Source organism: Brevundimonas sp. SPF441, assembly GCF_009661015.1.
Classification (GTDB): Bacteria; Pseudomonadota; Alphaproteobacteria; order Caulobacterales; family Caulobacteraceae; genus Brevundimonas; species Brevundimonas vesicularis.
In genome coordinates this window covers 81,856-94,393 of record NZ_WJWX01000007.1, presented here as the reverse complement: position 1 = coordinate 94,393, position 12,538 = coordinate 81,856, and the positions used below count along the sequence as shown (strand labels likewise).

At 67.5% G+C, this 12,538-nt stretch carries 12 protein-coding genes; 6 read left to right on the top strand and 6 right to left on the bottom strand.

Going from position 1 to position 12,538, the window contains the following annotated elements; translation table 11 throughout:
* The first annotated feature begins 34 nt into the window (after positions 1-34).
* On the top strand, positions 35-1,081 hold the full coding sequence (gene alr, locus GGC30_RS06455; protein WP_153923175.1) for an alanine racemase: 1,047 nt from the start codon (positions 35-37) through the stop codon (positions 1,079-1,081).
* On the opposite strand, the gene GGC30_RS06450 is transcribed toward alr, so the two are convergent.
* Positions 1,075-1,722, bottom strand: coding sequence for a Yip1 family protein (locus GGC30_RS06450; protein WP_017506575.1), 648 nt, complete (start codon positions 1,720-1,722; stop codon positions 1,075-1,077). The two genes, alr and GGC30_RS06450, sit on opposite strands and share 7 nt — an antisense overlap.
* A gap of 172 nt (positions 1,723-1,894) precedes the next feature.
* On the opposite strand from GGC30_RS06450, the gene radA reads away from it, so the two are divergent.
* The 4 genes from radA to GGC30_RS06430 are packed head-to-tail and all read left to right on the top strand — an operon-like array spanning position 1,895 to position 6,237.
* Positions 1,895-3,265, top strand: coding sequence for a DNA repair protein RadA (gene radA / locus GGC30_RS06445; protein WP_055754949.1), 1,371 nt, complete (start codon positions 1,895-1,897; stop codon positions 3,263-3,265).
* Positions 3,266-3,296: 31 nt separating this feature from the next.
* Entirely contained in the window at positions 3,297-3,893 is a 597-nt protein-coding gene (locus GGC30_RS06440; RefSeq protein ID WP_316407351.1) for a CvpA family protein, read from the top strand.
* 27 nt (positions 3,894-3,920) lie between these two features.
* Positions 3,921-5,426 (top strand): amidophosphoribosyltransferase, encoded by a 1,506-nt coding sequence (gene purF, locus GGC30_RS06435; protein ID WP_153923174.1) that lies wholly within the window; start codon positions 3,921-3,923, stop codon positions 5,424-5,426.
* Positions 5,427-5,484: 58 nt separating this feature from the next.
* A complete protein-coding gene (locus tag GGC30_RS06430) occupies positions 5,485-6,237 on the top strand; it encodes an SDR family NAD(P)-dependent oxidoreductase (protein ID WP_153923173.1) in 753 nt (250 codons plus the stop codon).
* 7 nt (positions 6,238-6,244) lie between these two features.
* Here the strand turns inward: GGC30_RS06430 and GGC30_RS06425 are convergent, their stop codons facing one another.
* A complete protein-coding gene (locus GGC30_RS06425; protein WP_153923172.1) occupies positions 6,245-7,132 on the bottom strand; it encodes an oxidoreductase in 888 nt (295 codons plus the stop codon).
* A 162-nt stretch (positions 7,133-7,294) separates the two neighbouring features.
* Here GGC30_RS06425 and GGC30_RS06420 point away from each other — a divergent pair, with 162 nt between their 5' ends.
* Positions 7,295-8,155 carry an AraC family transcriptional regulator gene (locus GGC30_RS06420; protein ID WP_153923171.1) on the top strand — a complete coding sequence of 287 codons (861 nt, stop codon included), beginning with the start codon at positions 7,295-7,297 and terminating at the stop codon, positions 8,153-8,155.
* A gap of 3 nt (positions 8,156-8,158) precedes the next feature.
* On the opposite strand, the gene GGC30_RS06415 is transcribed toward GGC30_RS06420, so the two are convergent.
* Genes GGC30_RS06415 through GGC30_RS06400 form a run of 4 tightly spaced genes read right to left on the bottom strand, consistent with a single transcriptional unit; the run spans position 8,159 to position 12,515 of the window.
* Positions 8,159-8,620, bottom strand: coding sequence for an NUDIX hydrolase (locus GGC30_RS06415; protein WP_370451906.1), 462 nt, complete (start codon positions 8,618-8,620; stop codon positions 8,159-8,161).
* Between the two features lie 4 nt (positions 8,621-8,624).
* Positions 8,625-10,244, bottom strand: coding sequence for a ribosome biogenesis GTPase Der (gene der / locus GGC30_RS06410; RefSeq protein WP_055754955.1), 1,620 nt, complete (start codon positions 10,242-10,244; stop codon positions 8,625-8,627).
* A 31-nt stretch (positions 10,245-10,275) separates the two neighbouring features.
* A complete protein-coding gene (locus GGC30_RS06405; protein WP_088582173.1) occupies positions 10,276-11,658 on the bottom strand; it encodes a PQQ-binding-like beta-propeller repeat protein in 1,383 nt (460 codons plus the stop codon).
* Between the two features lie 26 nt (positions 11,659-11,684).
* Positions 11,685-12,515 carry a tetratricopeptide repeat protein gene (locus GGC30_RS06400; RefSeq protein WP_316407340.1) on the bottom strand — a complete coding sequence of 277 codons (831 nt, stop codon included), beginning with the start codon at positions 12,513-12,515 and terminating at the stop codon, positions 11,685-11,687.
* Between the last annotated feature and the right edge of the window lie 23 nt (positions 12,516-12,538).

Below are 12,538 nucleotides of genomic sequence, written 5' to 3'. Positions count from 1 at the left end.
TTCCATCGGCGCGGTGTTGGCGCATAAGGACGCCATGACCGCATCGACCCCCGCCGTCCTCTCCGTCGATCTGAACGCCCTGGCGCGCAACTATCACACGCTGGAGGCCGTCAGCGGCCAGCCGGTGCATCCGGTGGTCAAGGCGGACGGCTATGGGCTGGGGGCGCAGGCGGTGGCGACACGGCTCATGGCCGAGGGGGCGCGGACCTTCTTCGTGGCGCGGGCGGCGGAGGGCGTGCGGCTGCGGGCGGCCTTGGGCGCCGACGGTCCTGTGATCTATGTGCTCGACGGCTGCCACGGCGACGATGCGGCGATGCTGAAGGCGTCGGACCTGCGGCCCGTGCTGAACCATCCGGCGCAGATCCAGGCCTGGAGGGCGGCGGGCGGTGGGACTTGCGGCCTGCAGATCGACACCGGCATGAACCGGTTGGGTATTCGGCCCGAGGACGCGCCTGACGCTTTCGACGGCCTGGCCCTGGTCCTGACCCACCTCGCCTGCGCCGACGAACCGGCCAATCCGATGAACCGGCGCCAGCGTGACGCCTTTGCGGGCGTGCTGGATCGCTATCCGGGCGTGATCCGGTCGTTCGCCAACTCCAGCGGCTGTTTCCTGGGCCCGGACTTCGCCTTCGACACGGTGCGGCCGGGCATCTGTCTTTACGGCGGCGGCCCAGAGGGGCGCCCCGATCCCCGCATCGCACCCGTGGCCACCTTGACGGCCGAGGTGCTTCAGGTTCGCGACGTGCCGGCGGGCGAGAGCATCGGCTATTCGCGCGGTTACATCGCCGAGCGGCCGATCAAGGTCGCCACCGTAGCGGCCGGCTATGCGGATGGATTGCTGCGCGCCTATTCGCCCAAGGGCGTCGTCTGGATCGCCAACGAGACCCGGCCGCTGCTGGGTCGGGTCTCGATGGATGTCTGCGCGGTGGACATCACCGGCCTGGATGTCGCGGTCGGAGATCCGGTCGAACTGTTTGGCCCGAACCGCCTGTTGGACGACGCCGCGGCCGCGGCGGGGACCATCAGCTACGAGTTGCTGACCTCGATCACCCTCCGCGTGCCGCGCGCCTATTCTCAGTAGCCGGCGCCCATTCCGGCGAGACCGGCCATGCCGACCGACGCGGCGACGAAGCTCATCGAAATGGCTCCAACAATCGCCGAGATGATGAAATACATCACGACGCCGGCGATCACCGTCACGATGAAATAGCCGACCTTCTTGTCTTCCGGCACCTTCATCAAGATCGGCAGGCCGACGAACAGCAGATAGAAGCTGTACAGGCCCAGGATGGCCAGGATGCCCAGCATCGGGATCAGGCCGAACACGCCCGCCAGCCAGGCGGCGGTCCAAGAATAAACGGCCAGCTTCATGGCCTGAACCTTATTGGCCGTCCCGCCGAAGTTCGGCGCCAGCGCATTGATGATCAGTCCCAGCAGGAAGACCCCCAGCAAGGACATGCCGTAGCTGACGAGCGCCACGACGATCGCGCCGACGATCGACAGCTTCATGCCCATGATCGGCATCAACTGACCGCCGAGCAGTGAACAGACCGGGCCGATCGCCGCCAAGATCATCGCATAGCGGGTGAACAGGCTTTTGGTCGTGGCGAACTCGCCGTCGATCTTGAGCCATTCAGACTTGGGCTGCAGCAGTATGCCCTTGACCCGCGCGACCAGGGCCGGATCGACAGCGGGTTGGGAGTGGGTCGTCGGATCGGTCATGACAGGCCTCGGCGAGAGAAGATGGGCGGATGTTGACGTTGCGTCGCTTCGAGAAGCAAGGGTGTGCGACACATTCTCAATCCTTCAGTATGGCAAAGGTTGCGCCTGCGACCGAAACTGTCGTGAGCCGAGGCCATGTCCGGCGCGACCGTTCGATCTGCTAAGGAAGCCCATGGCTCGCGATTCCGCCCTCTACGTCTGTCAGTCCTGCGGCTCGGTCCACAGCAAGTGGTCGGGCCAATGCGGCTCCTGCGGTCAGTGGAACACCTTGAGCGAGGAAAGCCGCTCGGCTCCGCCGGGCGCGATCAAGCCGTCGGCGGCGGCTTCGGCCCGCACGCGCGGCATCCAGTTCGAAACGCTTCAGTCCGACACGCCCGAGCCGCCGCGCATCACGACGGGCGTCGCCGAGTTCGACCGGGTCTGCGGCGGCGGCGTCGTGCCCGGCTCGGCCATCCTGCTCAGCGGCGATCCGGGCGTCGGCAAATCGACCCTGTTGCTGGAGGTCGCGGCCAAAGCGGCGCTGCGCGGATCGCGCGTGGCCTATATCTCGGGCGAAGAAGCCGTCGAGCAGATCCGCGCCCGCGCCAAACGGATGGGCCTGGCTGACGCGCCGGTCAATCTGGCGGCCGCGACGGCGCTGCGTGAGATTCTGGGCACGCTGAAGCGCGAACAGTTCGACATCGTCATCGTCGATTCGATCCAGACCCTGTGGTCCGACGTGCACGAGAGCGGCCCCGGCTCGATCACCCAGGTCCGCGCCTGCGCCGGCGAAATGGTGCGACTGGCCAAGTCGCAGGGCGTTGCGGTGGTCCTGGTCGGCCACGTCACCAAGGACGGCCAGGTCGCCGGCCCTCGCGTGGTCGAACACCTGGTCGACGCCGTCATGACCTTCGAGGGCGAGCGCGGCTATCCGTTCCGCATCCTGCGCGCCGGCAAGAACCGCTTCGGCGCCACCGACGAGATCGGCGTGTTCGAAATGGGCGACGCCGGTCTGCGCGAGGTCGCCAACCCCTCCGCCCTCTTCCTAGGCGAGGGCAAGGAGCGCGCGCCGGGCGCCGCCGTCTTCGCCGGGATCGAAGGTTCGCGCCCCGTCCTGGTCGAAATGCAGGCCTTGGTGTCCAAGTCCGCCTACGGCACCCCGCGCCGCGCCGTAATCGGCTGGGAGACGGGACGTCTGGCCATGGTGCTGGCCGTGCTGGAGGCCCGCTGCGGCTTCGGCTTCGGCGATCAGGACGTCTATCTGAATGTCGCGGGCGGCTTGCGCATCAACGAACCGGCGGCCGATCTCGCAGCGGCGGCGGCGCTGATCAGTTCGGCGACCGGCGTGTCCCTGCCCCAGGGCTGCGTCGTCTTCGGCGAAATCGGCCTGTCGGGCGAGGTCCGGAGCGTCGGCCGCGCCGAGGCCCGGCTGCGCGAAGCGCAAAAACTGGGCTTCGATCAGGTGCTCAGCCCGACTTTGACCGCCAAGACCAAGGGGGTGAAGGTGACATCCGTCACGCGCCTGACGGATGTGGTCGAACGAATCTCGCAGAACCGCTATTAGACCCTGGTAGCAACCGCAGGATCCCGCACGCGTGACCGGATACGACGTCTTCGCCATCGTGGTGATCCTGTTTTCTGTCGCCGCCGGCTGGGTGCGCGGCGGGGTGCGCGAGGTCATTACGCTGCTCAGCGCGACCCTGGCGGCTTTGGTCGCCCTGATCGCCCTGCCCTGGACCGCCGGCGTCACGCGCGCCTTCGTCGATCCCGAGTGGGCCGGGTCGATCCTGGCCGCCGTCCTGACCTTCTTCGTCGTCTATTTCGGCCTGCGCCTGGTCGGCTCGATGATGTCCAAGAGCGCCAAGGACCATCCGCACCTCGGCGTCATCGACCGCATCTTCGGCCTGTTCATCGGCGGCATCCGTGCGCTGGTCCTGATCGGCGCGGTGCATCTGGTCATCGTCGCAGCCCTGCCAGGCGAGCGCACCCCGCTCTGGCTCGGAAAGGCGGCCCTCTATCCGGTCAGCGCCATGGGCGCGCGGATGATCCAGATCGTCCTGCCCAGCATCGGACGCGGCGCCGACGCCATCACTCCCGTCGTGGATTCGTCCGTACGCCGGGGCTTTTCGGACGACGAAGCCTTGCCCCCGACGCAATCAGAGCCTAACTCGCGCCGCGAAGCCGCCCGTTAAGTTCCCCCCGGTCATCGGAGCCCCACGATGCGCCACCATATCGCCGATCCCGTCGTTCACCGCGAGCACTGGCGCGAGCCGGAGGAAGACCAGCTCCGTCTGGAATGCGGCGTCTGCGGCGTCTGGGGCGCGGACGAGGACGAAGGCTCTTCCGTCGTCGCCCTGGGCCTTCACGCCCTTCAGCATCGCGGCCAGGAAGCCTGCGGCATCGCCAGCGTCAAGGACGAGCGCTTCTACACCGAACGCCACCAGGGCCTGGTCGGCGAGGCCTTCGGCGGCGCCGACCTGATGACGCGGATGCCCGGCCGCGCGGCCGTGGGCCACACCCGCTACTCCACCGCCGGCGGCAGCTTCCTGCGCAACATCCAGCCGATGTTCGCCGATCTCGACCAGGGCGGCATCGCCATCGCCCACAACGGCAACCTGACCAACTTTAAATTCCTGCACGCCCAGCTGGTCAGCGAGGGCGCCATCTTCCAGTCGACCTCGGATTCCGAAGTCATCCTCCACCTGATCGCACGCAGCCGCAAAGCCAAGATCGTCGATCGCTTCACTGACGCCCTGGCCCGGATCGAGGGCGGTTACGCCCTGGTGGCCCAGACCCGCACCAAGATGATCGGCGCCCGCGACCCGTTGGGCATCCGCCCGCTGGTGCTGGGCCAGTTGGGCGACGGTTGGGTTTTGGCGTCCGAGACCTGCGCCCTGGACATGATGGGCGCCACGTTCGTGCGTGACGTCGAACACGGCGAGATCGTCGTCATCGACGACAGCGGCCTGCGCTCGCTCAAGCCCTTCCCCGCCCGCGCGGCGCGTCCCTGCCTGTTCGAGTACGTCTATTTCTCACGCCCGGATTCGGTCGTGAACGGCCGCTCCGTCTATGAGGTGCGCAAGGAAATGGGTCGCGGCCTGGCTCGCGAACTGGGCGTCGAGGCCGACATCGTCGTGCCGGTGCCCGATTCCGGCGTACCCGCCGCCCTCGGCTACGCCCAGGAAAGCGGCATTCCCTACGAAATGGGCATCATCCGTAGCCACTATCTGGGCCGCACCTTCATCCAGCCCAGCCAGGGCGCCCGCCAGAAGGGCGTGCGCATGAAGCACAGCCCCAACAAGTCGGCCCTGGCCGGCAAACGCGTTGTCCTGATCGACGATTCTATCGTGCGCGGCACGACCTCGCTGAAACTGGTCCGCGCCGTGCGCGCTGCCGGCGCCACCGAAGTTCACCTGCGCTCGGCCAGCCCGCAGATCCTCTTCCCCGACTTCTACGGCATCGACATGCCCGAGCGCGCGCAGCTGCTGGCCGCCAACAAGACGCTGGAAGAAATGCGCGATATGCTGGAGGTCGATTCACTGGGCTTCCTGTCCATCGACGGCCTGTATCGTGCAATGGGCGAGACCGGCCGCAACCCCGCCGCCCCGCAGTTCACCGACCACTATTTCACTGGCGACTACCCCACCCGCCTCTTGGATCGCGAGATCGAGGAAGGCGGACGCGAGTTCGGCGCCAAACAGCTGTCCTTGCTGGTCAGCGCCTAGGGCAAAACCTGAGCGCGCGGGCCTTGGCTTGAGGGCCGAGGCCGCGCTATCAGCGGCCATGTCCGAACTTCCCCTGAACGACCGTATCGCCCTCGTCGTCGGCGCCTCGCGCGGCATCGGTTATGAGAGCGCCTTCGCCCTGGCCAAGGCCGGCGCCCACGTCATTGCGACGGCGCGCACGCAAGGCGGTCTGGAAGAGCTGGACGACGCCATCTTCGCCGCCACCGGGCGCCATGCGACCCTGATCCCGTTCGATCTGGTGGACGGCGGGGCCATCGACCGGCTGGGCGGCGCCATCTTCGAACGGTTCAGGAAGCTGGACATCTGGGTCCACTGCGCCGCCACCATGGGCCCTTCGGGCCTGACGCCGGTGTCGCACGCCGACCCGCGCGAGTTCGCCAAGGTCGAAAAGACCAACTTCACCGCCGTCTATCGCCTGATCCGCTCGCTGGAGCCGCTGCTGCGCGCCTCCGACGCCGGCCGCGCCATCCACTTCACCACCAGCGTCGCCAGCGCGCCCAAGGCCTTCTGGGGCATGTACGCCGCGACCAAGGCGGGCGCCGAGGCTCTGGTGAAGGCCTGGGCCGATGAGATCGAGAGCACGCCCGTCCGCGTCAGCATCGTCGATCCCGGCCGCATGCGCACCGCCATGCGCGCCCAGGCCTATCCGGGCGAAGACCCGTCCGTCCTGCCCCACCCCTCCGAGATCGGCCCCCTGGTGGTCGATCTGGCCCGCCCCGACACCACGCCCCCGCTGACGATCCGCTTCCGCGATTGGGCGGCCGGACCGACGACGGAAGCGCTGGTCTAGGCTGGGATCAGCCCCAGGCGCCGCCTAGCCTTGGCTCTTCGCGGAAGGTGAAATCGCCGTCGGTTGAGGCTGAAAGATCGCGCCAGGCCTCCAGTTCGGCCCTCAGGCTGTCCGCCTTCATCTCGACCACGCCGATGGCGTCCGTGCCCGCTGACCATCGCACCGGCGGGTGTTCCGCATTCGCCAAGACGACCAGGGCCTGACCCAATTTCGCAGGATCGCCCGCCTGATTATGGCTGCGCGCGTCATAGAAGGCGCGGATGGCGCGCGATGCTTCGGCATAGTCGGCGATGGGATTATCGCCGTATCGGATCGACGAGGCGTCGAGGAAGTCGGTGCGGAAGAAGCCCGGCTCGACGATGGTCAGATGTATGCCGAACGGACGCACCTCTTGCGCGACGGACTCGCTGAAGCCTTCGACCGCGAACTTGGACGCGCAATAGATCGCGCCGCTCTCACCGCCCATCAAGCCGCCGATCGACGAGATGTTGAAGACATGACCCGACCTCTGCGCGCGCATGATCGGCAGCACCGCGCGCGTCATGTCGAATAGACCAAAGACATTGGTGTCAAACTGGGTGCGCGCATCCTGGGCGTTGGTCTCCTCGAAGATGCCGAGGTGGCCATAGCCGGCGTTGTTCACCAGAACGTCGATGCGGCCGAAGCGCGCCATGACGGCCTCGACCGCGGCGGCGATGGCGATCGTGTGGGTGACGTCCAACGTCAGGCTCAGCACCGTGTCGCTATCCGGTCCGAAGGCCTTGATCAGGGCGTCGTGGTTTCGACCTGCGACGACGACGCGGTCGCCCGCGTCCAGCGCCGCGCGTGCGATCCCGGCGCCAAGGCCGCGCGCCGCTCCGGTGATGAGCCAGGTCTTTTGGTTGGTTGTTGTCATGGGAAATCTCCTCTGCCTGACCGGATGCAGAAGACGCGGTTTCAGATCGACGGCGTTAGGGCGATCCGGGCGAAGGCTTGCACGATCCTGTCAAACCGCTCTCGCCCGCTTGCGAATAGCCTGTGGCCGGCGCTGAATGCCGTCATGAGTTTCTTGCCCGAAATGAGCGACATCGTTGCCCGTCACGCGCCGCCTGATCTGACGCGATCGGCCGTGCCGCGGCTGCGCCTGTATGGCAGCAACGCGCAGACCCGGCTGGTCCCCGTCGCCTATGACCCCATGCTGTGCCTGGTTGTGTGCGGCGCCAAACAGACGATCCTGGGCGAGACCGTCTATTCCTATCAGGCCGGCGATTGCCTGGTGGTATCGGCCGAACTGCCGGTGTGTGGCAGCATCATCGAGGCGCCGTATCGCGCCCTCAGCTTCGACCTCGACCCCGCCACCATCGCCGGCCTGATGCTGGAGATCGACGTGCCAGCCCCCTCGGATCAGCCGCCGCCGACCGGCATCCATGTGACTCCGCTGGAGGACGAACTGTTGGAGCCCATGGCCCGCCTGCTGCGCCTCCTGGACCGGCCCGAGGAAATCGCCGTCATGACGCCGATGATCGAACGCGAGTTGATCTGGCGCCTGCTCCACAGCCGGCACGCCGCGACCGTGCGCCAGATCGGCTCGGCCGAAAGCCGCCTTTCAGGCGTCAGTCGTGCCATCAACTGGCTCCGCGCCCATTACGCCGAACCGGTCAGGCTAGAGACTCTGGCGGACATGGCGGGCATGAGCCTGTCGACGTTCCACCGACATTTCCGCACCGTGACGACCATGAGCCCCTTGCAGTTCCACAAGCAGTTGCGGCTGCGCGAAGCCCGCGCCCGGCTGTTGACGGGCGTCGAGGGCGCAGCCGAGACCGGCTTCGCCGTCGGCTATGACAGCCCGTCCCAGTTCAGTCGCGAATACGCCCGTCAGTTCGGCCTTCCGCCCGGCCGCGACGCGGCCCGCATGCGCGAAAGCCTGATGATGGGCTGAGCCTCAGAGCGTATCGAGGATATCCGCCAGTTCCGCCGGCCAGATCGTCTCGGCCGAGCCGCGAATGTCGTCGAGGCTCCACCAGCGGTGATCGACCAGAACTCCCTGTTCTTCCACGGTCCAGCCTGCGGAAGACAGGTCGAACGCCTCGGTACGCAGCAGGAAGAACCTCTGATCCACATCCGCCATCCGGCCGTCAGGCAGGCGGAAGCTGACGCGGACCTGAGCGACCTGCGGGCCGGGATCTTCGACGACCAGGCCCGTCTCTTCGAACAGTTCGCGGCGCGCGGCGTCTTCAAAAGTCTCGCCGGCCTCGCACCCGCCGCCGGGCGTCGCCCAGAAGGCCGTGCCGGCAAGCGGTCCTTCGGAAAACACGAAGTGGAACAGCAGCACCCGCCCCTGCCCGTCCAGGATCAGCCAACGCGAGGTGGGCCGGGCGGGAAGCGCGCTCTCGGCCTCGCTCACGCCGTCACTTCTTGGCGCCGCCCTTTTGGCCCGTGCGGATCCGGCCCGAACGCGACACCTGGCGAGCGCCGCCGCGCGCGCCCTTCTGAACCGCCACGGACGAACCGGCCTTCTTCGACGCGCTGGACTTCAACCCGCCCAGAATCTTGGGCTGGGCCTTGCGGGTCTTCTTCTGCTCCAGCGCCTTGCCGGGCAGTTTGGACAGGGCCTCTTCCTTCTCGGCCTTCTTGACGCGGCGCGGCGCGGTCTTGGCGTCGCCCTTGTAGCGTTCCGGCCCGGACTTGGCGCCGCCTTCGGCATAGGGGTTCACACCGCTGGACTTGACGTTCAGACGGATCGGCGTGCCCGGCAGGTCGAAGCTCTCGCGGATCGAGTTGACCAGATAGCGCTTGTAATGCTCCGGCATCGACTCGGCGCGGTTGGCCATCAGCACGAAGGTCGGCGGGCGGGCCTTGGTCTGGGCGATGTATTTCGGCTTGATCCGCTTGCCGTCCACGGCGGGGGGCGGGTGCCGCTGGGTCGCCATGGACAGCCAGGTGTTCAGGTCCTTGGTCTTCACCTTGACCGACCAGGTGTCATAGGCCTGAAGCACCGCCGGCATCAGCCGTTCGACTCCGCGCCCGCTGTGCGACGACAGGGCCACGAAGGGCGAACCCTTCAGTTGCGGCAGCTTGTCCTCGGCCATGCCCTTCAGCTTGGCCATACGGGACTGGGGCTCGTCTTCCAGGTCCCACTTCGACGCGACATAGACCAGGGCGCGGCCTTCGCGCTCGACCAGATCGGCCAATTGCAGGTCCTGGGTGTCGAAGGCGTCGTCCTTGTCCATCATCAGGATGACGACTTCGGCGAATGTGATGGCCCGGATCGTGTCGGCGACCGACAGCTTCTCCAGCTTCTCCTGCACCCGCGCCTTGCGACGCATGCCGGCCGTATCGACCAGACGGATGTTCTTGCCCTCGAACTGCCAGTCGACCGAAATTGAATCGCGGGTGATGCCCGCTTCCGGCCCGGTCAACAAGCGGTCGTCGCCGATCAGGCGGTTGATCAGGGTCGACTTGCCGGCGTTGGGCCGGCCGATGACGGCGATGCGGATCGGCTTATCCGGCTCGTCGATCTCCTCGACGAAGATGTCCTGCGAGGCCGCGACGATGGCGGCGTACAGATCGGCCATCCCCTCGCCGTGCTCGGCCGAGATGGCGACGGGTTCGCCGAAGCCTAGGGCGTGCGCCTCGCCGACGCCGCCGCCGCTTTCGCGGCTCTCGGACTTGTTGGCCAACAGGATGATCGGCTTGTGCACTCGGCGCAGGCGCTCGGCGAATATCCGGTCCAGCGACGTCACGCCCTCGCGGGCGTCCATCATGAACATGACCAGTTCGGCGTCGTCCAGCGCGGCCTCGGTCTGCTCGCGCATCCGAGCTTCCAGGCTGTCGTCGGTGACGTCCTCGTATCCCGCCGTGTCGATGAGCGTCAGGTCCATGTCGCCGATGTTGCCGTCGGCGTATCGCCGGTCGCGGGTCACGCCGGGGCGATCGTCGACGAGCGCCAGGCGCTTTCCGACGAGGCGGTTGAACAGTGTCGATTTGCCCACATTGGGGCGGCCGACGATGGCGACCTTCAGAGCCATGTCGGCCTTCTAGCTTAGTTTGGGCTGAAAATCAGCGGATGCAGATCAGTTGGCCGTTGTCGGTCAGCACATAGAGCGCGCCGTTATAGGCGGCCGGCGCGATATAGGCCGGCGCGCCCAGCTTCAGCGTCGTCTGCGCTACGCCGGTCTTCGGATCGAAGGCGACGGCTTCGCCGAACGAATTGACCATCACCAGACGGTTGGAGGCCAGCAGCGGCCCCGACCATTGCGGGCGGATGGTGCGACGACCGAAGGTCAGGAAACCGCCCTCGCGGCGCTCGCGGCCCTCGTTCAGTTCGCGCGTCCAGTAGATCTGGCCCGTGTCACGGTTGGCCGTGATCAGCTGACCCGACTTGGACACCACGAAGACGGCGTCGCCGACCGGCAGAGGCGCGTTCACCCCCGTCACCGGCAGTTGCCACTTGGGCTGGCCCGAACGCAGGTCCAGCGCCGACATCACGCCCGAATGGCTGACGCCATAGACCATGCCGCGGCTGATGACCGGACGGCCCGCCACGTCGCGAACCTCAGACAGGGCGCTGGTGCGGCTGGTGCGCGACAGGGTCTCTTCCCACACCGCCTGGCCGTTCAGGGCGCTCAGCGCGACCAGCTGGCCCGAGGCGAACGGGGCGACGACGGTCGTGCCGCTGACGGCGGGGCTGGAGGCGCGCATGACGCGCGCCGGCTCGGCGATGCCGCGATAGGTCCAGTCCTGGGCGCCGGTGTTGGCGTCAAAGGCGAACAGCTGGCTGTCCACGTCCACGACGAAGACCCGGTTGCCCGAGACGGTCGGGGCGCCGTGGATCGGGGCGTCCACCTGTTGGGTCCAGACCACCGCGCCGGTGTTGGCGTCCAGCGCCGTCATCGAACGATAGCCGGACGAGACGAAGACCTTGCCGCCGCCCACGGCGACGCCGCCGCCGAAGCCGCCGTTGCGGTCACGATCGGCGTTCTTGACGTTGGCCTTCCACAGGATCGCGCCGGTGTCGGCCGAAACCGCCGAAACGGTCGATTCGCCGTCCAGCACGAAGATCTTGCCGTCGGCGGCCACGATCGGGGCCATGACGTTGCCGACGTGAGCCGATCCCGAGCCGACGCCCCGCTTCCACGCGATCTGGAAGTTCGGCGCCGCAATGACGTGCTCGACCAGGTTCTCGGACGTGCCGCCCGGCTGCGTCCAGGCCGTCACGGCCTGCGGACCCGGCAAGAAGAAGTCGCGGCCCGACAGGGCGGCCGACGGCGACAGGCTCTGTTCGAACTCCAGCACCGAGATGCGTTGCCCGGCCGAGGCGGTCGCGCCGGCGTCTTCCTTGCCGCCGCCCAGACCGAACGGCAGGTTGCGGCGCACGGTGCCGCAGGACGCCATTGTCGCGGCGACGCCGCAGATCAGCGCGACTTTCAGAACTCGGTTCATCGGGGGCGTCCTGTAAGGGGTCGTCACTATTGGGCGGCCGGCGCGGCGGCGGGAGCCGCCTGAGCGGGTGCGGCCTGAGCCGGGGCAGCTTGGGCCGGAGCAGCCTGAGCCGGGGCAGCTTGGGCGGCCGAGGGCGTCATCGCGTTCGCAGCGCCGGCGGCCGGCGGCGTCGCCTGGGCGGCGGCGTCGATGATGGGCTTGATGGCGGCTGCGGTGCCGGCGTCGATGGATTCCACGGCGATCTGGGCGCGCTGACGGATCGAGTCCGGCACGTCCTGACCTAGTTGCAGCAGCACGAAGGCCTCGCGCGCTTCCTTGGTCTTGCCGTGTTGCAGGCGCGCCAGGGCCAGGGCCTCCTGGGCGAAGGCGTGCAGCGGGCGCTTGTCTTCGGCCAGCGGCGTCAGACGCTTTTCGATCTCGGCCAGCGGCGCGGTGTCCATGATCAGGAAGGCGGCCTTCAGGGCGGGCGGGTCCGACAAGATCGGATCGCTGGACGCCTTGGCGGCTTCATCGAACAGGCGAACCGCGTCCTGGAACTTGTTGGCGCTGACGGCCAGGCCGGCCTGCTGCTGCAGGGCCAGGACCTTGTAGGCGCCGTTGCCTTCCTTGATCGCTTCCTCGAAGGCGGCGCGGGCGTCCATCGGCTTGTCGGCGCGCAGGGCCTCCATGCCGCGATCATAGGCCTCGGCGGCCTTGGCGGCCTTGTTGGAGTTCAGGCTGTCCCAGCCCCACCAGCCCAGGGCGCCGATCAGGGCGACGACCAGCACCACGCCGAAAACGGGCAGCCAGGTCTTGGCCAGGCGCTTCAACTTGTCGGAGCGAAGCTCCTCCTCGACCTGCTCGAAGACATCAACCACTGAAACGTCGCCCCAAAATCGCG

Coding starts and splice junctions, on each gene's coding strand:
- GGC30_RS06405 (WP_088582173.1), bottom strand. CDS start 11,658: ATGAACCGAGTTCTGAAAGTCGCGCTGATCTGCGGCGTCGCCGCGACA.
- GGC30_RS06425 (WP_153923172.1), bottom strand. CDS start 7,132: ATGACAACAACCAACCAAAAGACCTGGCTCATCACCGGAGCGGCGCGC.
- GGC30_RS06420 (WP_153923171.1), top strand. CDS start 7,295: ATGAGCGACATCGTTGCCCGTCACGCGCCGCCTGATCTGACGCGATCG.
- der (WP_055754955.1), bottom strand. CDS start 10,244: ATGGCTCTGAAGGTCGCCATCGTCGGCCGCCCCAATGTGGGCAAATCG.
- radA (WP_055754949.1), top strand. CDS start 1,895: ATGGCTCGCGATTCCGCCCTCTACGTCTGTCAGTCCTGCGGCTCGGTC.
- GGC30_RS06430 (WP_153923173.1), top strand. CDS start 5,485: ATGTCCGAACTTCCCCTGAACGACCGTATCGCCCTCGTCGTCGGCGCC.
- purF (WP_153923174.1), top strand. CDS start 3,921: ATGCGCCACCATATCGCCGATCCCGTCGTTCACCGCGAGCACTGGCGC.
- GGC30_RS06450 (WP_017506575.1), bottom strand. CDS start 1,722: ATGACCGATCCGACGACCCACTCCCAACCCGCTGTCGATCCGGCCCTG.
- alr (WP_153923175.1), top strand. CDS start 35: ATGACCGCATCGACCCCCGCCGTCCTCTCCGTCGATCTGAACGCCCTG.